The organism is Streptomyces sp. NBC_00236, assembly GCF_036195045.1.
Classification (GTDB): Bacteria; Actinomycetota; Actinomycetes; order Streptomycetales; family Streptomycetaceae; genus Streptomyces.
Window position 1 is genome coordinate 2,196,721 of record NZ_CP108100.1, and the last position, 22,566, is coordinate 2,219,286.

The 22,566-nt window shown below is 72.2% G+C and carries 23 protein-coding genes; 10 read left to right on the forward strand and 13 right to left on the reverse strand.

What is annotated here, in order from left to right:
• Positions 1-68 precede the first annotated feature (68 nt).
• Positions 69-671, reverse strand: a complete 603-nt coding sequence (locus OG446_RS09710; protein ID WP_328893636.1) for an alpha/beta fold hydrolase — start codon at positions 669-671, stop codon at positions 69-71.
• Between the two features lie 328 nt (positions 672-999).
• Here OG446_RS09710 and OG446_RS09715 point away from each other — a divergent pair, with 328 nt between their 5' ends.
• Positions 1,000-1,233, forward strand: coding sequence for a hypothetical protein (locus OG446_RS09715; protein ID WP_328893637.1), 234 nt, complete (start codon positions 1,000-1,002; stop codon positions 1,231-1,233).
• A 146-nt stretch (positions 1,234-1,379) separates the two neighbouring features.
• Here OG446_RS09715 and OG446_RS09720 read toward each other — a convergent pair whose 3' ends face one another.
• The 5 genes from OG446_RS09720 to OG446_RS09740 all read right to left on the reverse strand — a co-directional run bounded on the left by OG446_RS09720 (position 1,380) and on the right by OG446_RS09740 (position 4,665).
• Positions 1,380-1,658: a hypothetical protein gene (locus OG446_RS09720; RefSeq protein WP_328893638.1), complete on the reverse strand. Its 279-nt coding sequence runs from the start codon at positions 1,656-1,658 to the stop codon at positions 1,380-1,382.
• Positions 1,659-1,868: 210 nt separating this feature from the next.
• Complete coding sequence (locus OG446_RS09725) at positions 1,869-2,090, reverse strand: hypothetical protein (RefSeq protein ID WP_328893639.1); 222 nt, start codon at positions 2,088-2,090, stop codon at positions 1,869-1,871.
• Between the two features lie 60 nt (positions 2,091-2,150).
• The gene (locus OG446_RS09730) at positions 2,151-3,197 is read right to left on the reverse strand and encodes a PHP domain-containing protein (RefSeq protein ID WP_328893640.1); all 1,047 of its coding nucleotides are present in this window, start codon (positions 3,195-3,197) and stop codon (positions 2,151-2,153) included.
• 90 nt (positions 3,198-3,287) lie between these two features.
• Positions 3,288-4,064 carry a maleylpyruvate isomerase family mycothiol-dependent enzyme gene (locus OG446_RS09735; RefSeq protein ID WP_328893641.1) on the reverse strand — a complete coding sequence of 259 codons (777 nt, stop codon included), beginning with the start codon at positions 4,062-4,064 and terminating at the stop codon, positions 3,288-3,290.
• 40 nt (positions 4,065-4,104) lie between these two features.
• Entirely contained in the window at positions 4,105-4,665 is a 561-nt protein-coding gene (locus tag OG446_RS09740) for a hypothetical protein (RefSeq protein WP_328893642.1), read from the reverse strand.
• A gap of 140 nt (positions 4,666-4,805) precedes the next feature.
• On the opposite strand from OG446_RS09740, the gene OG446_RS09745 reads away from it, so the two are divergent.
• Complete coding sequence (locus tag OG446_RS09745) at positions 4,806-5,096, forward strand: hypothetical protein (protein WP_148017523.1); 291 nt, start codon at positions 4,806-4,808, stop codon at positions 5,094-5,096.
• A gap of 84 nt (positions 5,097-5,180) precedes the next feature.
• On the opposite strand, the gene OG446_RS09750 is transcribed toward OG446_RS09745, so the two are convergent.
• Genes OG446_RS09750 through OG446_RS09760 form a run of 3 tightly spaced genes read right to left on the reverse strand, consistent with a single transcriptional unit; the run spans position 5,181 to position 8,393 of the window.
• The gene (locus OG446_RS09750; RefSeq protein ID WP_328893643.1) at positions 5,181-6,254 is read right to left on the reverse strand and encodes a prenyltransferase; all 1,074 of its coding nucleotides are present in this window, start codon (positions 6,252-6,254) and stop codon (positions 5,181-5,183) included.
• Entirely contained in the window at positions 6,251-6,997 is a 747-nt protein-coding gene (locus OG446_RS09755) for a class I SAM-dependent methyltransferase (RefSeq protein WP_328893644.1), read from the reverse strand. The genes OG446_RS09750 and OG446_RS09755 overlap by 4 nt, the downstream gene beginning before the upstream one ends.
• Positions 6,998-7,052: 55 nt before the next feature.
• Positions 7,053-8,393, reverse strand: a complete 1,341-nt coding sequence (locus OG446_RS09760; protein WP_328893645.1) for a glycosyltransferase family 4 protein — start codon at positions 8,391-8,393, stop codon at positions 7,053-7,055.
• Between the two features lie 229 nt (positions 8,394-8,622).
• On the opposite strand from OG446_RS09760, the gene OG446_RS09765 reads away from it, so the two are divergent.
• The 7 genes from OG446_RS09765 (at position 8,623) to OG446_RS09795 (ending at position 15,135) form a co-directional block, all read left to right on the forward strand.
• Entirely contained in the window at positions 8,623-9,234 is a 612-nt protein-coding gene (locus tag OG446_RS09765) for a TetR family transcriptional regulator (RefSeq protein WP_328893646.1), read from the forward strand.
• 256 nt (positions 9,235-9,490) lie between these two features.
• On the forward strand, positions 9,491-10,747 hold the full coding sequence (locus OG446_RS09770; RefSeq protein ID WP_328893647.1) for a substrate-binding domain-containing protein: 1,257 nt from the start codon (positions 9,491-9,493) through the stop codon (positions 10,745-10,747).
• Positions 10,748-10,750: 3 nt separating this feature from the next.
• A complete protein-coding gene (locus tag OG446_RS09775; RefSeq protein ID WP_328893648.1) occupies positions 10,751-11,524 on the forward strand; it encodes an ABC transporter ATP-binding protein in 774 nt (257 codons plus the stop codon).
• Entirely contained in the window at positions 11,521-12,264 is a 744-nt protein-coding gene (locus OG446_RS09780; RefSeq protein WP_328893649.1) for an ABC transporter ATP-binding protein, read from the forward strand. The genes OG446_RS09775 and OG446_RS09780 overlap by 4 nt, the downstream gene beginning before the upstream one ends.
• Entirely contained in the window at positions 12,264-13,151 is an 888-nt protein-coding gene (locus OG446_RS09785) for a branched-chain amino acid ABC transporter permease (RefSeq protein ID WP_328893650.1), read from the forward strand. Before OG446_RS09780 ends, OG446_RS09785 begins: the two co-directional genes overlap by 1 nt.
• A complete protein-coding gene (locus OG446_RS09790; RefSeq protein WP_328893651.1) occupies positions 13,148-14,257 on the forward strand; it encodes a branched-chain amino acid ABC transporter permease in 1,110 nt (369 codons plus the stop codon). Before OG446_RS09785 ends, OG446_RS09790 begins: the two co-directional genes overlap by 4 nt.
• Positions 14,254-15,135, forward strand: coding sequence for an alpha/beta fold hydrolase (locus tag OG446_RS09795; protein WP_328893652.1), 882 nt, complete (start codon positions 14,254-14,256; stop codon positions 15,133-15,135). Before OG446_RS09790 ends, OG446_RS09795 begins: the two co-directional genes overlap by 4 nt.
• 58 nt (positions 15,136-15,193) lie before the next feature.
• Here the strand turns inward: OG446_RS09795 and OG446_RS09800 are convergent, their stop codons facing one another.
• Positions 15,194-15,802, reverse strand: a complete 609-nt coding sequence (locus OG446_RS09800) for a TetR/AcrR family transcriptional regulator (RefSeq protein ID WP_328893653.1) — start codon at positions 15,800-15,802, stop codon at positions 15,194-15,196.
• Positions 15,803-15,896: 94 nt separating this feature from the next.
• Between OG446_RS09800 and OG446_RS09805 the strand changes: the two genes are divergently transcribed.
• The gene (locus tag OG446_RS09805; protein WP_328893654.1) at positions 15,897-16,643 is read left to right on the forward strand and encodes an SDR family oxidoreductase; all 747 of its coding nucleotides are present in this window, start codon (positions 15,897-15,899) and stop codon (positions 16,641-16,643) included.
• 55 nt (positions 16,644-16,698) lie between these two features.
• Here OG446_RS09805 and OG446_RS09810 read toward each other — a convergent pair whose 3' ends face one another.
• The 3 genes from OG446_RS09810 to OG446_RS09820 all read right to left on the reverse strand — a co-directional run bounded on the left by OG446_RS09810 (position 16,699) and on the right by OG446_RS09820 (position 22,068).
• A complete protein-coding gene (locus OG446_RS09810) occupies positions 16,699-18,174 on the reverse strand; it encodes an extracellular catalytic domain type 1 short-chain-length polyhydroxyalkanoate depolymerase (RefSeq protein ID WP_328893655.1) in 1,476 nt (491 codons plus the stop codon).
• Between the two features lie 232 nt (positions 18,175-18,406).
• Complete coding sequence (locus OG446_RS09815; RefSeq protein WP_328893656.1) at positions 18,407-20,188, reverse strand: ABC transporter ATP-binding protein; 1,782 nt, start codon at positions 20,186-20,188, stop codon at positions 18,407-18,409.
• Positions 20,185-22,068: an ABC transporter ATP-binding protein gene (locus OG446_RS09820; protein WP_328893657.1), complete on the reverse strand. Its 1,884-nt coding sequence runs from the start codon at positions 22,066-22,068 to the stop codon at positions 20,185-20,187. Before OG446_RS09820 ends, OG446_RS09815 begins: the two co-directional genes overlap by 4 nt.
• Positions 22,069-22,566 lie beyond the last annotated feature (498 nt).

Here is a 22,566-nt window from a genome sequence, read left to right on the forward strand (position 1 = left end):
CGGCCGGATCGGGCCTTCGCGGTCCCCCTGCGCCCCGGCAGACCTGGCGTACCCCTGCCCCGACGCGCTCAGCCGTGAGCGGGCAGGTGCAGAGCGAAGCAGCGGACGGCATGGGTGAAGGCAGCCGCATCGTCGAAGTTCACGAGGTGCCTCGCCCGCGGGATCGATTCGATGCGGGCGTGCGGATGCGCGCGGACGAAGTCCTTCTCACCGGACCGGAAGACGGTGTCCTTCTCCCCGTTCAGGATGAGCACGGGAGCCGCGACATGGCGCATCGCATCCGCGTCGAAGCGGCCCAGCACCCCTCCCCAGGCGGCCGGCAGAGTATGGAAGGCGTAGCCGGCGCGAATGGTGGCATCCACCACCCCGGGGGAACAGAGCCGCCGCAGCAGCCAGTCGTTCCAGCGGGTCAACCGGTCCGCCGGTATACGAGGGACAAGCCTGACGCCCCACCGATACGGCGCCGCCCACGGACCACGCGTCGATGCGTCGGCCCCCGCAAGAACCGCGTTCAGGCTCCAGGGCTGAGCGGCTCGCGCGCCGTGGCCCGGCAGGTTGACCGCCGCCCCCAACAAGTCTGCCTGGAGCGCGGCGAGTTGCTGGCTCCATTGACCCGCGCTCAACCGCGTCCCGTGTACGAAGATGATGGGGGGCGCGTCCACAGCCGTCATAAGTCCCCCGGACACAGGCTCTCTTCGGATCGACTCTACTGGCGGGCACTCCCGGCACTGAGAAGCGGAAATGCCGACCCCTGAGGACACCCGGGCGGACCCACTCAGGGCTTCCTCGCAGCCTTGGTAGTCTCCGCTCCTACGGCGGGGCGGGGCAGGGCGGGGGACGATGGTCGCGGGAGAACAGCCACCGAGTCCTCCGGGCCGGTGGTTCAGAGGAGTCGGCTCCGGAGTCCTTCTCGGTGGCCTGACCTCGGTGGTGGCCACTGCTGCCATCGGGAGGGCCTGGGCTGCTTGTGACGTCGGCGGCAACGCGGCTGCCAACAGCATGACTCTGCTGTTTCTCGCGCCGCTCATATGGATCGCCGCAGCGGTGCCGTGGGTGGTCCTGCACAGCACCCTGGGGAGACGTCACCACGCGTCAGCCCTGACTGCGGGCCTCGCCTTCACTCTCTGGTTCACCTGGTTCCTCGTCACATGGCTCGGCATGCCGGACTCCTACTCCGCCCCGCTGTGCCCGGACAACGTCCCGCCCTGGTGGCCGGCCTTCATCCCGGCATGACTCCGGCAGAGCCTTTGACCGGCTGCCCAATGCGGCGTACCAACTGCCGCACATAACCCCGTCGTCGAGAGTCAGCCCCCCCGGGACGCCGAAGGCAATCCGGGCCGGGTCACTCGCGACAGCCCACTCGAACGACGAACGCGGACCTACCTCAAGGCCCCGTCGCGCCAGACGCCGTCCGCGCGATGTGCGGCCACGAAGAACGCCCACTCGATCTCCTCCCTCGCCATGGCGTTGGCCTCCTCCATGGGGTGCCGCGACCAACTCTCCTCGTAACGGCACTCCACCGCCTGACGCGCCCAGCAGCACCGCTCCGCCACGACGCCGACACCACACCGCACGCGCTCGCGAGCCCAGTCCGCCGTCCACCACCGGCCAGCGTCCAGCGCAAGAGGGGCCAGGACGAGACGGTTACGCGTTCTCACGCCGCGCCCCTCCCCTCGCGACGGCGTGCGCGAGGGCCCGCAGAAACCAGGCCCGGATCTCCCGCTACGCGGTGTGGCCTGGCGCCCGCGCGTGCAGGACGCACCACTGATCCCGCTCGGCGGAGTCCGCCCGCCTCGGAGATCTGCGGAGAACCGGACGAGTCCATGCGCCAGGGCTGGAGTGCGAAGTCCGGTTGTACCAGTCGGACTTCACTCATCACGCGCCACCGCCAGCGTCATGAAGACGGGAAGCCGCAACGGGCGCCCCGACTCAAAGCTCAGGACCACGACCACTCCCCCGGTCACGAAGCGATCCAGGCGCGATCCGGTCACAGTGAGCCACTGCCCCCGAACCAGTGCCAGGTCGCCGCGCCGCACCACGATGGCGCATGCATGGAGCCTATGCACCATGCCGATCACCGCCATCTGCATCGCGGTTGAGCCCAAGCTCCGCCCGGACGACCTTGCCGTCCGAAATGGGCCAGCTGCGGCTCAGGCCCCCACCCCAGCCCCACCCGCCACCCGCCCCTCCCGCGTCCAGTCCAGCAGCTCGTCCGCCGTCCACGCAGTGACGACGCGCTCCGCCGGAACCCCGCACTCCTCGGCACGCGCGCAGCCGTGGATCTGCCAGTCGAGCTGGCCTGGGGCGTGTGCGTCCGTGTCGATGGCGAACAGGGTGCCCGCGGCCACGGCCTGGCGCAGCAGCCGGCGGGGCGGGTCGAGGCGTTCGGGGCGGCTGTTGATCTCGACCGCTGTGCCCGCCTCCGCGCAGGCGGCGAAGACGTCGTCCGCGTCGAAGCGTGACTCGGGGCGGCCCCGGCCGGTGAGCAGGCGACCGGTGCAGTGGCCGAGGATGTTCGCCTGAGGGTGGCGGACCGCGGCAAGGAGTCGGCGGGTCATCGGGGCGGGGTCCATCCGCAGTTTGGAGTGGACGGAGACCACGACGACGTCGAGGCGTTCCAGCAGCTCCTCCTCCTGGTCGAGGGAGCCGTCGAGGTGGATGTCGCACTCGATGCCCGTCAGCAGCCGGAACGGCGCCCAGCGCTCGTTGAGTTCGGCCACCACGTCGAGTTGCTGCCGCAGCCGCTCGGGCGAGAGTCCGTGGGCGACCGTCAGGCGGGGCGAGTGGTCGGTGAGGACCGCCCACTCGTGGCCGAGCTCCGCCGCCGTACGGCCCATCTCCTCAATGGTGCTGCCACCGTCCGACCAGTCGGAGTGCAGGTGGCAGTCGCCGCGCAGCAGCGCGAGCAGGCGTTCACCGCCCTCGGCGAGCGGGCCGCTCTGCGCCGCCTCGGCCTCCAGGCGCTCCAGATAGGCGGGCGTCTGCCCGGCGACGGCCTCGCGGATCACCTGGGCGGTGCGGGGGCCGATGCCCTTGACCCGTTCCAGGGAGCCGTTCGCCACCCGCTCCGCCGCGTCTCCGTCGGCCATCGCGGCCACGATGCGGGCGGCTGTACGGAAGGCCTGGACGCGGTACGTCTCGCCCCTGCCGCGCTCCAGCAGGAAGGCGATCCGCTCCAGGGCCCGGACCGGGTCCATCGGCACCCTCCTCGGGGAAAAGGGGTGGGCTTCCCGTCCAGCTTGGCCCAGGCCCGCCGCGCCCGCACACCGGAAGCGCCGCGACGGCGGTCAGCCGAAGGAGGACCGCTCCAGCCAGAAGTCCAGCAGCTCCGCGTCGCCCAGCAGCTCGACCCGGTCGCTGTCCGGGGCCAGGCGGCGGTTGAAGACCAGCATCAGGTCGGTCAGCGGGCCCCGCAGGGCCACCGTCGCCTTACCGTGGGCTCGGCGCCAGGTGAAGCCGTCCTCGCCGAACTCGATGAGCCACTCGGCGTCCGGCACGTCGGTGGCGTGCAGGTGAATGGAGCGGCCTCCGCCGCGCAGCTCCGCGGCCTCCGGGTCGCCCTCGGCCTGGGCGAAGGCGACGATCTCCAGCCACTCGTCGATCGTGTCGGCGGCCAGGTCGGGCGTCATCGTGTAGGGCACCTTCGCGGCCAGGGCCGCGTCCGCCAGGTGGACGACCGTCTCGATCGCCATCCGGCGCGCCCAGAAGCCCGCGCTGCGGTCCCGGTACCAGGACCAGACCTCCGCGTCCGGGCCCGCTTCCCGCAGCGCCTCGGCGGTGCCGGCCGCGCCGGCCGCCAGCCAGGCGTCGAGTTCGGCGGGGTCGTCGCTGTCGGGGGTGAACGCCGGCACCGCTTCGTCCGGGAGCTCCTCGGCGGCCCGGGTGCGGACGATCTCGCCGGCCCAGCGCTGGGCGCCGCCGACGTGGACGGCGAGGTCGCGCAGCGTCCACTCGGGGCAGGTCGGCACGGTCGCTTCGAGGTCCGCGCCGCTGACGGCCGACCTCAACACGTCGGTCAGCCGCACTATCTCGTCGCAGTAGCGCTCATGCGCAAGGGAAGTCATGCCCGCACTCTAATCGGGCCACAACCCTCCCCACATGCGGTTATTCGCCGAGCTGCGAGGTGGACGGCACCTTGTCCTTGACCTCGGCGCCCGCGCTCTTCCCGGCGTCCTTGATGTCGTTGATGACGCTCTCGAACGCACCGACGTCCCCGTCGCCCACCTCGCCCTTGCGGAGCTTGGTGGCCATGCCCTTGAGCGACGCGATGCCCGCGGTCAGCGGGGCGACGGCCTTCGACAGGAGCGGGTCGCCCTTGGCGTTGTCCGTGGCGGCCTTGAGCCGGTTGTAGGTGAAGGCTCCCGCGAGCCCCGCCTTGACGAGGGCGAAGGTCCGCCCGTCCGCGCCCTTCTTGAACTTCCCGGCGCGGTACGGCTTGACGATCCACTGGTACGTCGCGCCCGCCGCGAGCCCCGCGTTGGCGACGAACCGGGTCTTGGCGAACTTCTGCGCCTCGACCGACGACGTACCCGTGGCAGACGCCGAACTGCTCGCACTGCTGGTGCTGTTGCCGTAGTCGCTCCCGCACGCGGTGGCGCTCACCAGCACGGAGCAGGACAGCAGCAGCGCGACGAGCAGTCGGCGGAGCGGTACGGAACGGGGCACGGCGGGCCTCCCTGACCGGGGACATCACGGTGGGCGCCGGGTCCCGGCACTCCCCCGCAAGGCTGGCCTCGGCCGACCCGTGCCGCCACCCGGGACCGCCGTCCGGGTTTCGTACGGCCGAAAGCGGCAACCCGGAGTCCATGTCTTACAGACGAGGCAACGGAAGCAGTACCGCAGCACGTGTCATAGCCGTGGTGGCCGACATCATGGCTTTCATCATCGGCCTGTGGATCCTGATGTACCTGCTCGACGCCAACCGGGGCAACGACCTGGTCGACTTCGTGCAGCACAGCGCCCGGTGGCTCGCCGGCTGGTCGTACGACCTGTTCACCTTCGACGCGGCATGGGCCCGGGTCGTCTGCGGATACGGTCTGGCCGCCGTGGTGTACCTCTTCGTCGGGCACGCGGTGGCCGGCCGCATCCGCCACTGAGTACGCCGTGAAAGCCGGCGCGTTCACCGTCGCGCGGTGGCCGGCCGCATCCGGCACTGAGCACGCCGGGGAGAGGACGCGGTCTCAGCCGCAGCAGTCGGGCTCAAGACCCTTCGGCAGCCTCTCCCCGCTGAAGACCGCGGTGGTCGCCTCGTCCCCCCCGAGGGCGGCCACCGCCAGCAGGAGAGAACCGGCGGTCCACGCCGTGTGCTCCTCGGGCCAGAACGCCCGGTCGCCCTCGAAGACGTACCCCGTCCAGTACATCCCGCCCTCGGCCCGCAGGTGCTGGATGGACTGGAGGATCTCCAGGGCCCGGTCGGACTCGCCCATCACCCAGAGGGCCAGGGCCAGTTCGCAGCTCTCGCCGCCGGTCACCCACGGGTTGGGCAGCACGCAGCGCACACCGAGGCCCGGGACGACGAAGCGCTCCCAGCCCTCGTCGATCCGCTGCTGGGCGGCCTGCCCGCTGATCGCGCCGCCGAGGACCGGGTAGTACCAGTCCATCGAGTAGCGGCTCTTGTCGAGGAAGCGCTCCGGGTGGCTGCGGATCGCGTGACCCAGCGCCCCGGTCGCCAACTCCCAGTCCGGCTGCGGTTCTTCGCGGCTCTCCGCGAGGGCGAGTGCGCAGCGCAGGGCCTGGTGGATGGAGGACGAGCCGGTCAGCAGGGCGTCCGTCACATGGGTGCCGTCGGCCTCCTGCTTCCAGCCGATCTGCCCGCCGGGCTGCTGGAGCCGCAGGACGAACTCGACGGCGGCGAAGACCGTCGGCCACATGCGGTCGACGAACGCGTCGTCGCCGGTGGCGAGGTAGTGGTGCCAGACGCCGACGGCCACGTAGGCGCAGAAGTTGGTCTCCAGGCCCCGGTCGGTCGGCTGTTTCGGATCGCCGTCGTGGTAGGCCGCGTACCAGGAGCCGTCCTCGTTCTGGTTGCGGGCGAGCCACTCGTACGCCCGCTCCGCCGCGGCGTGCTCACCGGCCGCGTCCAGGGCCATGGCGGCCTCGGTGTGGTCCCACGGGTCGAGGTGGTGGCCGCGGAACCACGGGATCGCGCCGTCGTCGCACTGCACGGCGAGGACCGCGGCGACGGTCTCTGCGGCCTCCTCGGCCGTGAGGACTCCGGGCAGGACGAGGTGTTCGGTCCGCTCGGGAAGAGTCACGCCCCGGCCTCGGCCGTCACGGTGGAGGGCAGGTGCGGCTTGGTCGCGTAGGCCACGAAGGACTTGCCGACGACCGGGTTGAGCAGTTGCTCGGCGACCCGGGTCGCCATGGGCTTCTTCATGATGTCCCAGACGAGCAGCTTGTGGTACGCCCGGACCGGCAGTGCCTTGTCGTTGTCGACGCCGAAGGCGCACTTCAGCCACCAGTAGGGCGAGTGCAGGGCGTGCGCGTGGTGGGTGCCGTACGGCTTGAGGCCGGCGCCGCGGATCTTGCCCAGCAGCTCGTCGGCCTTGTAGATGCGGATGTGGCCGCCCTCGACCTCGTGGTACGCGTCGGAAAGCGTCCAGCAGACCTTCTCGGGGCCGTAGCGCGGCACGGTGATCGCGATCCGGCCGCCGGGCTTCAGGACCCGGACCATCTCGGCGAGCACGCCCTTGTCGTCCGGGATGTGCTCCATGACCTCGGAGATGATCACGACATCGAAGGAGGCGTCGGGGAACGGCAGGTTGAGCGCGTCACCCTCCATCGCGGTGGCGGTGGCACCCTCGGGTGCCTCCCCGGCCTCCTTCATCGCGGCGAACCACTTCGCGACCTCGCGGATCTCCTCGCCGTTCTGGTCGAGCGCCACGACCTGGGCGCCGCGCCGGTAGCACTCGAAGGCGTGGCGTCCGGCGCCGCAGCCCAGGTCGAGCACTCGGTCGCCTGCGGCGAGCGGGAAGCGGGTGAAGTCCACGGTCAGCACGAATGCCTGCTTTCGCGGTCGAGGGGTCGGAGTCGGAGAAGAAGGATGCGCGTGGTCACCGTCGGCCGCCGGGGCCGGTGGCGGCGCGGGCCGCGATCGCCTCCCGGTAGAGCGCGGCGGTGCCGATCGCCGCCTGCTTCCAGGTGAACCGGGCGAGGACCCGTGCGCGGCCCGCAGCCCCGAGCCGCGTGCGCAGCTCCGGGTCGCCGAGCAGCCGGCCCAGCGCGTCTGCCAGGGCGCCGGGGTCGGCGGGCGGGACCGCCAGACAGGTTTCGCCGTCCGGGCCCGCGACCTCGGGGATCGCGCCGCCGGTGGTGGCGACGAGCGGGGTGCCGGTGGCCATGGCCTCGGCGGCGGGCAGCGAGAAGCCCTCGTACAGCGAGGGGACGCAGGCGATCTGGGCGCCGCGCACCAGGTCGACGAGCTCGGTGTCGCTGATGCCCTTGACGAACTCCACGGCGTCACCGAGTCCGTGCCGTTCGATGGCCTGGGCGACCGGTCCGTCCTCGGCGCGCCGGCCGACGACCACGAGGTGTGCCGCCGGGTTGTCGGTACGGAGCTTGGCCAGCGCCTCGACGAGGTGCACGAGGCCCTTGAGCGGGACGTCGGCGCTGGAGGTGGTGACGATCCGGCCGGGCACCTCGGCGACGGATGCGTCGGGCGACCACAGATCCGTGTCGGCGCCGATGTGCACGACGCGGACGCGGCGGGGGTCCACACCGAGGTGGTCGACGATCTCCTGCTTGGAGGAGCCGGAGACGGTGAGCACGGACGGCAGTTTGCGCGCGACCCGCTTCTGCATGCGGGTGAAGGCGTACCAGCGGCGTACGGAGGCGCGGCGGCGGCGGGTCGGGGCGGCGGCGAGGTCGAGCTGCCGGTCGACGGTGATCGGGTGGTGGATCGTGGTGACGAGCGGGGCGCCCAGGTCGGCGAGGAGCCCGTAGCCGAGCGTCTGGTTGTCGTGGATCACGTCGAACTCGCCGCGCCGGGCCGCGAGGTGGCGCCGGGCACGGAGACTGAAGGTGAGCGGTTCGGGGAAGCCGCCGGTCCACATGGTGGCGACCTCGGCGGCGTCGATCCAGTCCCGGTACTCGCCGCGCTTCGGGGTGCGGAAGGGGTCCGGCTGCCGGTAGAGGTCCAGGCTCGGCAGCTCGGTGAGCGGGACGCCCTCGTCGAGCACGGGGTAGGGCTGGGCGCCTATCACCTCGACGCTGTGGCCGAGACGGGCGAGCTCCCGGGCCAGGTGGCGTACGTAGACGCCCTGGCCGCCGCAGTAGGGGTTGCCCTTGTAGGTGAGGAGCGCGATGCGCAGGGGCCGGTCGCCGGCCGGGCCGGTGTCTGTGTCCGACGTAACGACGCCCGTACGGGGGCCCGAATCTATGGCCTCAGCGGTCACACTCGGCCCCCTTCTCACTGCGTGTCCGCCGGAGCGTATCCGCTCGCGCTAATCTAGAACAAGTTATAGACCGGACGGTTCAATGAGCTACGAATCTACCGGCAGGTAGCAACGGTACAACGGCCGGATCAGGTGATTCGCGCCACGGCACACACCCTGGCATGCTGTGCGCCGCCGGACCGGCCGCCGCAACCTCGCGGTCGCGGACAGAAGCCTCGGGATGGGACACATGACAGCGGAAGCCAGACCGGCATCGCCGCCCCTGACAGAACGCCAGGAGGCCCGCCGCCGCCGCATCCTGCACGCCAGCGCCCAGCTCGCCAGCAGAGGCGGGTTCGAGGCCGTCCAGATGCGTGAGGTGGCGGAGGCCGCGGGGGTGGCCCTGGGCACCCTGTACCGCTACTTCCCGTCCAAGGTCCATCTGCTGGTCGCCACCATGCAGGACCAGCTCCAGCACATGCACGGCACGCTCCGCAAACGTCCCCCGGCCGGGGACGACGCGGCGGAACGGGTCGCCGACACCCTGATGCGGGCCTTCCGCGCGATGCAGCGCGAGCCGCATCTGGCGGACGCGATGGTGCGCGCCCTGACCTTCGCGGACCGCAGCGTGAGCCCCGAGGTGGACACGGTCTCCCGGCTCACGACGGCGATCATCCTGGACGCGATGGGGCTCGACCGCCCCTCGCCCGAGCAGCTCTCGGCCGTCCGGGTCATCGAGCACACCTGGCACTCGGCGCTGATCACCTGGCTGTCGGGCCGGGCGTCGATCGCGCAGGTGAAGATAGACATCGAGACGGTCTGCCGGCTGATCGACCTGACGGCGCCGGATCCGGCTCCCTGACTTCTCCCGGGCCCCTGCTTCCCGACTTCCTCCGGGCCCTGCTACCCGGCTCCTTCCGGGCCTGCTTCCCGGCTCCTTCCGGATCCGGCCCTCCGGCTTGTTCAGGACCCTGCCCCCTGGCTTCTTCCTGACCCTGCCCATGTGCGGCGCCCACACGCCTCATGGGCCAGGTGGGGTTCCCTGCACCATATCGACGACGGCACGCTCTTCATACGGTTCGGCGACATCACAGGAACACGCCGAGGAGCCGGTCACCATGCGTCGCAGAGCCAGCCGAGCCAGCAGAACCCGCAGATCCCTCACCGACATCCGTACCGTCGCCGTCCTGGCCGCCGCCGGTCTGCTGCTGACCGGCTGCACCGCCGCCGGTACGGCGGGCGACTCCGGGTCCGGCGGGTCCGGGAAGTCCGCCGACGCGCCCGTGAAGGTCGGCCTCGTCTACTCCCGGACCGGACTGCTCGCGGACTACGGCAAGCAGTACCGCGACGGCTTCATGGCGGGCCTGGACTACGCGACGCAGGGCACCGGCAAGGTCGCCGGCCACCGCATCGAGGTCACCGAGCAGGACGACGCGGGCGACCCCGGCAAGGCCGTCTCCGCCGCGAAGAACCTGATCGGCAAGGGCTACAAGGTGCTGGCCGGCACCACCGACTCCGGCGTCGCCCTCCAGATGGCGCCGCTCGCCGCGCAGAACAAGGTGCTGTACGTCAGCGGCCCGGCGGCCACCGACGCGGTGACCGGCGTCAACGACTACACGTTCCGCTCGGGCCGGCAGTCCTACCAGGACATCCTGACGGCGGGCGCGATGCTCGGTGACGCGAAGGGCAAGAAGGTCACGGTCCTCGCCCAGGACTCCACGTTCGGCCAGGCCAACGTCGCCGCCGTGAAGGCGGTCCTCGGGGCGAAGGGCGCGAAGGTCGGCTCCGTGCTGGCGCCGCCCAGCGCGACGGACCTGACGCCGTTCGCCCGGCAGGTCAAGGCGGGCGGGCCGGACCTGTTCTTCGTCGCCTGGGCCGGTTCGACCGCCCCGGCGCTGTGGACCGCGCTGGACCAGCAGGGCGTGCTGGGCGCGGGCAAGGTCGTCACCGGGCTCGCCGGGACCGCCTCGTACCCGGTCTTCGGGGCCGCCGGGGCCAAGGTGTCGTTCCTGGCGCACTACTTCCCGGGCGCGGGCGGCGGCAACGCCGTGGAGAAGGCCATGCTCGCATCCGTGACGAAGGCGGGCGGCACTCCTGACCTCTTCACCCCGGACGGCTTCACCGCCGCCCAGATGATCGTGCATGCCGTCGCCGAGGGCAGCGCCACCGACCCGGCCGCGATGGTGAAGGCACTGGAGGGCTGGACCTTCGACGGGGCCAAGGGCAAGCAGCAGGTCCGGGCCGAAGACCACGCGCTGCTCCAGCCGATGTTCGTGGCCCGGCTGTCCGGCAAGGGCGCCGCCCTGAAGCCGGAACTGCTGGACACCGAGGCGATGGACACCGTGGCGCCGCCCGCGAAGCCCTCGGCGGGCTGAACCGTGACCGCACCCCACAGCCCGGCGGTCCTGGCGTCGTCCGTGCTCCGGCTGGACGGAATCGGCTGGAGCGTCGGCGGCGCGACCATCGTCCAGGACATCACCCTGAGCGTCCGCGAGGGCGAGTTCCTCGCCTTCATCGGCCCCAACGGGGCGGGCAAGACGTCCCTGTTCAACCTGATCAGCGGGCTGACCCTGCCCACCGCCGGCACGATCGCGCTGGACGGCGCCGACATCACGGACCGGCCCGCGCACCTCCGGGCCAGGCGCGGCATCGGCCGGACGTTCCAGACGTCCAGCCTCTGGCCCGCGATGACGGTCGCCGACCACGTCCGGCTGGCCGCGCAGGCCGCCCGGGGCGGCTCGTACCGCCTCTGGCGGCGCGCCGACCCGTTCACCGCCGACGTGGCCGGTGTCCTGGAGCGCACCGGTCTCGGCCACCGGGCCCTTGCCACGGCCGCCGAACTGTCGCACGGCGAGAAGCGGAAGCTGGAGCTCGCCGTGCTGCTGGTGGGCGAGCCCCGGCTGATGCTGCTCGACGAGCCGATGGCCGGGGTGAGCGCCGAGGAGGTCCCGGCGCTGACCGAACTGATCCGCACCCTGCACCGGGAGGAGGGCCGCACGGTCCTCATGGTCGAGCACCACATGGACGTCCTGCTGGGCCTCGCGGACCGGCTCGCCGTGATGCACCACGGCCGCCTCCTCGCCCTGGACACCCCCGAAGCCGTGACCGCCGACCCGACCGTGCAGCAGGCCTACCTCGGGGAGGGACTGTGACGCGGCAACCCCTGCTCGACGTAACGGACTTGCGGGTCCTGATCGGTGGCCGCCACATCCTGCACGGCGTTGGCCTGGACGTCGCCGGCCAGGGCGTGACCGCGCTGCTCGGCCGCAACGGGGCCGGGAAGACCACGACCGTACGGGGCATCCTCGGCCTCGTGCCGCGCAGCGGCAGCGTCCGCCTCGACGGCGAGGAGACCGTGACGCTGCCGACGCACGCGCTGGTCCGGCGCGGCATCGGCTACGCCCCCGAGGACCGGGGCATCTTCGCCGGGCTGACCGTGGCGGAGAACCTGCGGCTGGCGGAACGGCGCGGCGCGGGCGAGCCCGCGTACGGGCTGGTCCATGAACTCTTCCCCGAACTGAAGCAGCGGGCCCGGCAGTTGGCCGGGACGCTGTCCGGCGGTCAGCAGCAGATGGTCGCGATCGGCCGCACCCTGCTCAACACCAACCGGCTGGTCATCGCGGACGAACCGACCAAGGGCCTCGCGCCGAAGGTGGTCACCGAGGTCGCGCAGGTGCTGGAGCGGGCCGCCGAGGCGGTTCCGGTGCTGCTCGTGGAACAGAACCTCGCCGTCGTGCGCCGGCTGGCCGCGCACTGTGTGGTGCTGGCCGACGGCCGGACCGCCCACCGGGGCCCGGCGGACGAACTGCTCGGCGACGCGGAGGCGGCCCGCAGGCTGCTCGGCGTGGGCCACGGACCGCTGACCCCCCTCACCGCGGAGGCGGATTCCTGATGTCCACCCTCGTCCTGCTCACCATGACCGGACTCGGTCTGGGAGCCCTCTACTTCCTCATCGCGTCCGGACTCTCCCTGATCTTCGGCCTGATGGACGTCCTCAACTTCGCGCACGGGGCGCTGCTGTCCATCGGCGCCTACGGCACCTGGTGGGCGGCGTCCGGGAACCTGCCCGGCGCGGGACCCGGCGGGGCGGGCTTCGTCCTCGCGGTCCTGTTCGGTACGGCGGTGGGTACCGCGGCCGCCGTGCTCCTGGAACTCGCCGTCGTCCGCCCGCTCTACACCCGGCCGCGCGAGCAGGTGCTCGCCACGGTCGGGGTGGGGCTCGCCGTCCCGGCGCTGCTGTCGGGCATCTGGGGCTCGGACGCCCGGACCTTCCCCGGGCCCGAGGCCGTGTCCGGCACCTTCGGGCTGCTGGGCGCACAGGTCCCCGTCAACCGCCTCGTCCTGATCGCGGCAGCCGTCGTGGTCCTGGTGGCGCTGCGGCTCTTCCTGGGCCGGACCCGGCACGGCCTCGTCGTACGGGCGGGCGTCGAGGACCGGGCCATGGTCACCGCGCTCGGCATCGACGTCCGCAAGGCGTTCACGCTCGTCTTCGCGATCGGGGGCTCGGCCGCAGCGCTCGGCGGGGCGCTCGGCGGGCTGTACTTCGGTTCGGTCGACCCGCGCCAGGGCACGTCGCTGCTGATCTTCGCGTTCGTCGTCGTGGTCACCGGCGGCATGGGCTCGGTGACCGGCGCCGCCGTGGCGTCCGTCGTCATCGGCCTGGTCCAGCAGTTCGCCAACTACTACACCGCGGCGGGCCTCGGCGACCTGGCGGTCGTCGTCCTGCTCGCCGCGCTGCTGCTGATCCGCCCGCGCGGACTGACGGGGAGGCTCGCGTGAGCACCGCCACCGAAACACACGACCGCACGGAAGACCCGGTGGCCCCCGCGCCACCGGCCGGCACCCCACGGCTGCTGCGCTGGTGGCCCGCCGCCGTCCTGCTGGTGCTGGCCGTCGCACCGTTCAGCGCCGTGCCCGTGCCAGGGCTGCTGGACGGTCCGCTCGGCAGCGCGGGAAGCCTGCAACTCCTGGCCACCTGCCTGCTGTTCGGCGCGCTGGCCACAGGCTACGACCTGCTGCTCGGGCGCACCGGACTGCTCTCGTTCGGCCATGCGTTGTACTTCGCCTCGGGCAGTTACGCCACCAACATGTTCCTGCTGGAGGCGGGTCTGCCGTTCGCGCTCGCCGCGGTCCTCGGTCTGCTCTTCGGGATCGCCCTGGCCCTCGTACTGGGGTCGGTGAGCCTGCGCGTCACCGGAATCGGCTTCTCCATGGTGACCCTCGCCTTCGCCCAGGCGGGCTCGATCCTGGTGTCCCGCAACCCCGGCGGCGTCACCGGGGGCGAGGAGGGCCGGGCGGCCCCGGCCGATCTGCTGCCGTCCTGGCTCGTCGGCATCGACCACACCGCGAACCTCTACTGGATCGCGCTGGCCTACCTCGTCCTGACCCTGTCCGTCGTCGCCTGGGCGGTCCGCTCCCCCACCGGGCGCGTCTGGGAGGGCATCAAGGAGAACGAGCGCCGGGTGGAGGTGCTGGGCCTGAAACCGTACGGCTTCAAGCTGACGGCCTTCGTCGTCGCGGGCGCGCTCGCCGCGCTCGGCGGCATCGTGCACCTGCTCCTGACCGGCGGTTCCACACCTCAGACCACCACGTCCGACTTCACACTGTCGCTCCTGGTGATGGTGGTGCTGGGCGGTTCGGGCACCCGCTGGGGTCCGATGGTCGGCGGCGTCCTCTACACGTGGGCGGACCACCGGCTGGGCGATCTGGCCGGTTCGGGCGCGGTCGCCGACCTGCCCGCGGTACTCCGCGTGCCGCTCTCCCAGCCGCTGTTCCTGCTGGGCGTGCTGTTCGTGGCCGTGGTACATCTGCTGCCGGGCGGCCTGGCCCGGCTGCCCTCCAGGCTGAGGGCCGTCGCGCACCGGAAGGAGACCGGAGACCAGTGATCGCGTACGAGGAGATCAACGTCCCTGTGAGCGGGGGCGAGTTGGCCGCACTGCGCTGGCCGGCCGCCGATCCACGGGCGCCGACGGTGGTGGCGCTGCACGGGATCACCGCCAATGCGCTCTCCTGGGCCACGGTGGCCCGGCAACTGGCCGGCCGCGTCACGCTCATCGCCCCGGACCTGCGGGGCAGGGCGGGGAGTTCGGGCCTCCCGGGCCCGTACGGCATCGCCGCGCACACGGACGACGTGGCCGCCCTGACCGAGGCGCTGGGCCTGGGCCGGGTGGTGCTGGCCGGCCATTCGATGGGCGCGTTCGTGGCAGCCCTGGCCGCGGTGCGGCACCCGGACCGCTTCGGTCCGCTGCTGCTCGTCGACGGCGGCGTCGGTTTCCCCGCGCCCACGCATCTGACGCCCGACGAACTGCTGACGGCGGTGATCGGCCCGGCGATGGACCGGCTGTCGATGACCTTCACGGACCGGGCCGCCTACCGCGCCTTCTGGCAGGCGCACCCGGCGTTCGCGGGGGCGTGGTCGGAGGAGGTGGACGCGTACATCCAGCGCGACCTGACGGGCGAGGAGCCCGCCCTGCGCTCGTCGTGCCGGATCGAGGCGATCCGCACGGACGGTGTCGGCCTGTTCGACGAGGAGGTGCTCACGGCGGTACGGAAGCTGCCTGCCGAAGCGACGCTGCTGTGGGCGGCGCGCGGCCTGATGGACGAGGGGCAGGGGCTGTACGACGAGGCCCGGCTGGCCGGGGCGGACCTGGGCGGGACCCGGATGCGGCCGGTGGCGGTGGCGGACGTGAACCACTACACGGTGCTCACCGGCGAGCGGGGCGGGCGGGAGATCGCCGACCGGCTGGTGGCTCTCACGCGCTGAGCCGCATCCCGGCGAGGGCATCGGCCGCGGCCGGGGGCTCGATGGAGCTGGACGGCCCTCAGCTCAGCGGCCAGTTGCGCAGCGCGGCGTCGGCCACCGCCTGGAGTTCCGCACGGCCGACGCCGCTCGCGGCCTGCACGGCGATGCCGAAGGACAGGGTGCTGACGTAGCGGGCCAGGAGCGCCGGGTCCGCCTCCGGAGGCAGGTCACCGTCGTCGACGGCCTGCCGGAAGCGCTGCTGGAGGCGGGAGCAGCCGTCGTTCCGCCAGGCGGCGAGGAGGTCACGGACCGCCCGTCCGGAGTCGCTCGCGGCCAGGGCGCTCTGGACGCCCAGGCAGCCACGGGGGCCGGCCTGGCCCGTGGTGGCCCGGACGGTGCCGGCCAGGACAGCGGTGGCGGTGCCCAGAGCGGTGGGCTCCTCGAGGGCACGGTCCAGGTACGCGCTCGGGCCTTCGGTGTAGCGCTCCAGGGCTTTGCGGAACAGCTCCTCCTTGTTGCCGAAGGCCGCGTACATGCTGGTGGTGGAGATACCCATCGCCTTGGTCAGCATGGCCAGGCCGGCGCCCTCGTAGCCGTGCTCCCAGAAGACCAGCATGGCGCGCTCGAGCGCCTCGTCGGCGTCGAACCCTCGCGGCCGGCCGACGGTGCGGCCCTGTTTCGTTCCCATCCTCCGCAGGCTACCTCTTCCGCATCGACCGCTGCGGAAGTGATACGTTCGAGTTCTGCATCGATCGATGCAGAACTCAGGGGAGGTTGTTGCCGTGGCACTGCTCGAAGGAAAGACAGCTCTCGTCACCGGGGGCAGCACGGGGATCGGTCTGGCCGCCGCGGTGCGGCTGGCGGCCGAGGGAGCGCATGTGTTCATCACCGGCCGGCGCAAGGCGGAACTCGACGCGGCCGTCGAGACGATCGGCTCGGCGACCGCCGTGATCGGCGACATCGCGGACCTGGCCGATCTGGACCGGCTCTACGAGGCGGTCCGGGACCGTGGCCAGGGTCTGGACGTCCTGTTCGCGAACGCCTCCGTCGCCGCGTTCGCACCGCTGGAGCAGATCACCGAGGAGCACTTCGACACGCTCTTCGGGATCAACGTCCGGGGCACCCTGTTCACCGTCCAGAAGGCGTTGCCGCTGCTCAACGACGGAGCCTCGGTGATCCTGAACGGCTCCACCAACGTGGACTCGGGCGACGAGGCGTTCGGCGTGTACGCGGCCTCCAAGGCCGCCACCCGGTCCTTCGCCCGGACCTGGGCCAACGAACTCAAGGGCCGCGGTATCCGGGTCAACGCGGTCACGCCGGGCCCGACCGACACCCCTGGCCTGTCGGGACTCGCGCCCGATCCGGAGCAGGCCGCCGGCCTGCGGCAGGCCCTGGCGGCGCAGGTGCCGCTGGGCCGGCTCGGGCGCCCGGAGGAGGTCGCCGCCGCCGTGGCCTTCCTCGCCTCCGGCCAGAGCAGCTTCATCACCGGTTCGAGCCTGTACGTCGACGGCGGCCTGAACCAGATCTGAGCCCGCCGGCGGCCCGCCCGAGGACGACTTCGGCCCGGGCCGCCGACGGCGGACGTCAGCCGGTGACGCAGCCGCTGTCCGCGATGACGAAGTAGCCGGCCGGTGACTCCTTCAGGGTGTGGGTGACGAAGACGTTGTACAGGCCCATGTTCTGATTCGAGCCGTTGGCGTACACGTACCCGCCGGTGGTGTGGGCCCTGCCCGCCGTCACATGCGCGTAGTTGGTGGCGGTGTGGCAGACGGCGGGGGTGCTGCCGCCGGTGGTGGTCGCCGTCACCTGGCCCGAGGCGGACCCGGCCGTGCCCTCGGCGTCGATCGCCGTCACGGTGTAGCGGTAGGCGGTCCCGGCGGTGAGGCCGGTGTCCGTGTACGTGGTGGCGGTGGGCGAGGCGATCTTCGTGCCGTTGCGGTGGACGGCGTACGAGGCGGCGCCCTCGACGGCGTTCCAGGACAGGGAGGCGGTGGTGTCCGTGGTGCCGGTGACCCGCACGCCCGCGGGAGCCGGGAGCTGGTCACCGCCCCCGCCGGGGGCGGTGCCGTCCAGGCCCCAGAAGACGCCCGTGTAGTACGTCGAGCAGATCGTGTTCAGGAAGTACGCGGCCGTCGTCCCGCACTGCTGGTCGCCCGAGCCGGGGCTGACGGGCAGGCCGTGGCCCATGCCGGACAGGGAGTACGTCTCCACGGCCGGGTTCCCGGAGGCGTCGTCGTAGACGCTGCGGGTGGTGTTCCCGGGCAGGGTGTCGGTGGACGACGGGGTCTGGCCGATGCCCCAGACGTCCGTCCACTGGTCGCGCAGCGCCGTGGCGTTCGCCGGGTAGACCGTGTAGTCCGCGGTGCCCTGCCAGATCGCCACACGGGGCCAGGGGCCGGAGTATCCGGGGTGGGCCGCGCGGACCTTGTCGCCCCACTGTGCGGGCGTCAGCTTCTGCGGGCCCGTCTGGCAGCCGGACGCGGCCGCCTGGCTCGTGGCGCACTGGGCGGGCAGTCCCGAGGCGACGGAGCCGCCCGCGAACACGTCCGGGTAGGCGGCCAGCAGGTCCGCGGTCATGCCGCCTCCCGCCGAGAGGCCGGTGACGTACACCCGCCGGCCGTCCGAGCCGTAGGTCTGCTTCGCGTACTCGACCATCTGCACGACGGACGCGGCCTCACCCTTGCCCCGGGTGTCATCGGCCGGGTCGAACCAGTTGAAGCAGGACAGCGCGTTGTTCGCCGACGTGGTCTGCGGGAAGACGACGGAGAAGCCCCACGCGTCGGCGTACTTCGGCCAGCCCGAGTTGGTGTAGTACGCGGAGGCCGTCTGCGTACAGCCGTGCAGGGCGACGACCAGGGGCGCGCCGGCCGGGAGTCCGGCGGGCGTGTAGGCGTACATCTGCAGGTTGCCGGGGTTGGAGCCGAAGCCGGTGACCTGCTGGAGGCCGCCGGCTGCGGCCGGGGTCGCGGCCGCGGTGGTGCTCAGGGTCGCCGCGAGCAGGCCGAGGACGGCCGTGGACGCGACGCGGCGGAGCAGGCGTCTCAGGATCGATGGGCGCACGGGTGCCTCCCTGGTCGGTGCGTGCGGGATACGGGGTTGCTGCTGCCGGAACCTACGAGCAGTGCTTCCGTACGCCCATGTGGCAGGCGGACACCGGAGGGTGCGTGCTGTGTGCGGCGCGGCCCTTGCGCGGGAGCGCGGGGATCACGCGCCGCCTCCCCGGTGGCAGACCGTCGCAGGTGCCCGGCGCGGTCCGGGGACGGGCTGCCGCCGGCCCCGGACCGCCCCGTGCTCACCGGTAGACGCGGGCCTGCAGACCGTAGAGCTCCGCGTAGAGGCCTCCCTGCTCGACGAGTTCGGTGTGGCTGCCGGACTCGCTGACCCGCCCCTGTTCCAGGACCACGATCACGTCGGCCATGCGTACGGTGGAGAAGCGGTGGGAGACCAGCAGGCTGACGGCTCCGGCGCGCGTCCGCGCATCGGCGACCAGGTCGGCGAAACGTGTGAACAGGGCGTGTTCCGCCGCGGCGTCGAGAGCGGAGGCCGGTTCGTCCAGGGCCACGAGCAGCGGGTCGTGGCGCAGCAGTGTGCGTGCCAGGCCCAGCTTCTGCCACTGCCCGCCCGACAGTTCGGTCCCGTCCCCGTAAGCCCGGCCCACCAGCCCGTCGAGGCCTTCGGGGACCTTCCCGGCGGCCCCGCAGGCGTCGGCCCTCTCGATGGCCTGCTGGAGCGCTCGGTCGTCGTCGAGGCGTTGGACATCGCCGATGCCGATCGTGTCGCGCAGTCGAAGCTCCAGGCGGGCGAAGTCCTGGAAGAGCGTCGCCACCCGGTGCTGCCACCGGGCGGGGTCGAGCGTGGCCAGGTCGACCCCGTCGATCAGGATGCGGCCCGATGTGGGGCGGTAGAGCCCGCAGAGCAGCTTCACCAAGGTGCTCTTGCCTGCCCCGTTCTCTCCGACGACGGCCACGGCGGAGCCGGCCGGGATGTCGAGCGTGACGCCGTCGAGGATCTTCCGGTCGCTGCCGGGATAGGTGAAGCCGACGTTCTCCAGACGGATCCCCTTCGCCAGCGCGGCGGGGACGGGCCTGCCTGCCGGTGCCGGTGTACGAACCGTCACCTCCCGCAGCGAGCGCAACCGGGACGCGGTGCGACCCGCCTGCTGGAGCAGGGGCAGGAGCCCCAGGGCGACGGCGACCTGGAGGGAGAGCTGGGCGGCGAGCGCGATGACGAGGATGACGTCGCCGAGCCCCGCCCCACCGTGCACGGCCTGCCGGACGACGAGCCAGATGGCGGCGCCGTACGCCAGAGCGAAGCAGAGCTGGCCTGTGGCGCGCAGCGCGGCGGCCGTGATGTGGGCGCGGCGAAGTTCCCTGGTGGTTGCCGCCCAGTCGCGCAGGTGGCGGTCGATCAGCATGGCGCCCGCGTCGGCCAGGCGGATCTCCTTGGCCGAGGCGTGGGTGGTCGCCAGGTCGAGGAGATGACGGCCCAGGCGGATCGCGGGGGCCTGGCGTTCCTTGGCGTCGTCGATGCGCTCCTGTGCCCGGTGCGCGGTCAGCACGGGCAGGGCCCCGACGAGCGGCAGGAGCAGCAGCCAGGGGCTGAGCATCCCCAGGAGCACCGCGGTCAGCCCCAGTTGCACGGCCAGGCCGCCGAGTTGGAGGACGGCTTCCAGTCCGGAGCGGGTCCGGGGGAGCTCTTCGCGGATCAGCGCGAGCGTGTCCGCGTACGCGGGGGTCTCCAGCTGTTCGAGACCGGAGGGCCCTTGGGAGAGTGCGATGAGTTCGTTCTGCAGCTCGACCTCGGCGAGGTCGCCGAGTTCGAAGTAGGACAGGTGCGCGAAGTGGTTCATCATGAGCTCCAGCACCAGGAGCAGCGCGGCGGTCAGGCCGAGCAGGACGGCGGCGCTGGTGTCGTGCCCGAGCGCCGCGGTGGTGAGCCCTTTCAGACACAGCGCGATCAGCGGGGTGGCCGCGTACCCGAGCAGCATCATGGTGCCGGCGCGCAGCAGGCGCCGGGGGTCGCAGCGCCAGGCCAGGGCGAGCAGATGGCGGACGGCCTGGATCAGGGCGGTCATCGGGATGCTCCTTGCCCGGCGGCGCGGGGTGTGGTGCCGGGCGTGAATCGTTCGGCCTGGGTGCGGAAGAGTTCGGCGTAGCGTCCGTCGAGGTCCATGAGTTCCTGGTGGGTGCCGGACTCGGTGACCTTGCCGTCGGCCAGGACGACGATGCGGTCGGCGCGGCGCACGCTGGAGAACCGGTGGGCGATGATGACGCTGGTGACGCCCCGGGTGAGTTCCAGGAAGCGGTCGAAGAACGCCGCCTCGGCCCGGACGTCGAGCTGGGCGGTGGGCTCGTCGAGGACGAGCAGATGGGCGCCGTCGTCGAGGGCGAGCAGGGCACGGGCCAGGGCGATGCGCTGCCACTGGCCACCGGAAAGGTCGGTTCCGCCCTCGTAGTCGGCGCTGAGGACCGTGTCCAGGCCGTGGGCGAGGCCGTCGAGCAGCTCCGCCACCCCGGCCCGGCTCGCCGCTTCGCGCAGCGCGGGAGTGTCGTGGAGCAGGCCGGGGCGGCCGAGGGCGATGTTCTGTGCGGCGGTCAGCTGGAGCCGGGTGAAGTCCTGGAAGATGACAGCGATCCGGCGGTGCCACGCCGGAGCCGGAAGGTCTTCCAGATTCGTGCCGCCGACGGTGATGCGACCGCCGGTGGGCTCGTGGATCCTGGTCAGCAGTTTGACCAGAGTGGTCTTTCCCGCTCCGTTGAGGCCGACGATCGCGGTGGAGCGGCCCGGGGTCAGTTCCAGGTCGAGTCCGGTCAGGACGTCAGGGGCATCCGGCTGGTAGCGGAAGTCCACCCGCTCGAAGCGGATCGCGCCGGTGGCGGCCTCCGGTACGGGTTCCGTGTCGTCGGGCGGGCTCTGCCTCCGTTCGAGCTGGCGCAGTGCGTCGTCCGCAGTGAAGCCGTAGAGGGTCTGCATGTCGCTCTCGGGAAAGAACACCCCGAAGCGCAGCGGAATCAGTACGGCCTGCAGCGCGGCGGCCAGTTGCAGGAGCGAGAGGTCGCCCTGGGCGCCGCCACGGCCGAGCAGCGCCAGTGCCGTTCCGCCGCCGGCCAGTGCGACGGCGGCCAGGGTGACGAAGGGGCGCAGCAGCAGGTCGCGCCGGATCGCCCACAGCGGTTCGAGGTAGCCGCGGGCCTCGACGCCGTGGCGCTCGCGCAGCCAGGGGACGAGGCCCAGCATCCGGGCCTCCTTGGCCAGCGCGGCCGAGGTGGCGGTGCGGCGCAGATAGGACAGCCGGCGTCGGCGGCCGGTCATGGTGGCGCGCCGGGCACCGAACTTGCCGAGGGATCCGCGCTGACCGTGCCGGATCACGAGCGCGGTGGCCACGACGACGAGCCCGGAAAGCGGCCCGAGGACCAGGGTCACCATCGCGGTGGCGCCCGCCAGTTGGGCGTACCGGGCAAGGAGCGCCAGGGCTCCGGCGGCCGCGTCGCCCGGGGTGGGCGAGACGCGATCGAAGCCGCTGCGGGCCTCGGCGAGGGTGTCGAGTACCTCCTGGCGCTCCAGGTCCGCGAGCGGGAGCCGGGTGAGTGTGCACGTCATCAGGTCGGCGATCCGGGCGCCGTCGACCTGACGGCAGACCATTTCGCTCGCCAACGTCTGGAAGGGTGCCAGAAGTTGGTGCAGGACGAACGCTCCCACGGCGAGCAGCAGCGCGGTGCCGATCCGCGCCGGTGGCTGCCCGGCCGGGCTCGCGAGAGCGTCGGGGAGTGCGGCGATGACATGGCTCGTGGCGAGGATGAACGCGATCGGCAGCAGACCGACCGCAAGGTGGAGAGCGATGACGCCGGCGAGCGGCGCCGGAGCGACCGCGCGCAGGAGCCGTGCGGTGTCGGCCCATCTGCGGACGCGGCGCCCGAGGGAGGCGACGGGCCCGGTGGGCGGGCTGACGGACATGGCGGAGCGCCTCCGTATCGGTGGGCGTGAAGGCCGGTGGGCAGGCGCGGGCGGCGGCACGAAGGGGCCGCCTGTACGCGGATGCGACGGGGTGCGGAGATACGGGCTCGAAGGGCCCGTCTCCGGGACGTCACTGTCACCGGAGCGGCGCGAGGCAAGAGCTTGGCGAAGACCCATACCCACGTCAAGAGTTCACCGAATATTCACCTCACGTCGACCTGTCGAGGCGATCGCCATGGACCGCCCGCCGAAAACTCGGCCTGGACATGTGGTGTCGCGGGCCTCTACTGTCCCGTCCGGAGTCACACAAGTCGCGTTCGCCTCAACGGTGTTCGCAGCGCACGACGAGATATTCCAGGCCGCGGGGCCGTACCGTGCCCACCGCGCCGCCGACATCGCAGCCGCAGCCTCAGCGCCGAGGCACCGGAGCCGAGGCTTCTCTCCCTCGCCCGTCTCCGCACAGCCCCGCCCGGCGATCCCGGTCCCTGCTGTCGGCTC

Excerpts from the sequence above, each read along its gene's own strand:
- OG446_RS09710 (WP_328893636.1), bottom strand. The coding sequence starts at position 671 with ATGACGGCTGTGGACGCGCCCCCCATCATCTTCGTACACGGGACGCGG.
- OG446_RS09715 (WP_328893637.1), top strand. The coding sequence starts at position 1,000 with ATGACTCTGCTGTTTCTCGCGCCGCTCATATGGATCGCCGCAGCGGTG.
- OG446_RS09725 (WP_328893639.1), bottom strand. The coding sequence starts at position 2,090 with ATGCAGATGGCGGTGATCGGCATGGTGCATAGGCTCCATGCATGCGCC.
- OG446_RS09730 (WP_328893640.1), bottom strand. The coding sequence starts at position 3,197 with ATGGACCCGGTCCGGGCCCTGGAGCGGATCGCCTTCCTGCTGGAGCGC.
- OG446_RS09735 (WP_328893641.1), bottom strand. The coding sequence starts at position 4,064 with ATGACTTCCCTTGCGCATGAGCGCTACTGCGACGAGATAGTGCGGCTG.
- OG446_RS09745 (WP_148017523.1), top strand. The coding sequence starts at position 4,806 with ATGTCTTACAGACGAGGCAACGGAAGCAGTACCGCAGCACGTGTCATA.
- OG446_RS09765 (WP_328893646.1), top strand. The coding sequence starts at position 8,623 with ATGACAGCGGAAGCCAGACCGGCATCGCCGCCCCTGACAGAACGCCAG.
- OG446_RS09770 (WP_328893647.1), top strand. The coding sequence starts at position 9,491 with ATGCGTCGCAGAGCCAGCCGAGCCAGCAGAACCCGCAGATCCCTCACC.
- OG446_RS09785 (WP_328893650.1), top strand. The coding sequence starts at position 12,264 with ATGTCCACCCTCGTCCTGCTCACCATGACCGGACTCGGTCTGGGAGCC.
- OG446_RS09800 (WP_328893653.1), bottom strand. The coding sequence starts at position 15,802 with ATGGGAACGAAACAGGGCCGCACCGTCGGCCGGCCGCGAGGGTTCGAC.
- OG446_RS09815 (WP_328893656.1), bottom strand. The coding sequence starts at position 20,188 with ATGACCGCCCTGATCCAGGCCGTCCGCCATCTGCTCGCCCTGGCCTGG.
- OG446_RS09820 (WP_328893657.1), bottom strand. The coding sequence starts at position 22,068 with ATGTCCGTCAGCCCGCCCACCGGGCCCGTCGCCTCCCTCGGGCGCCGC.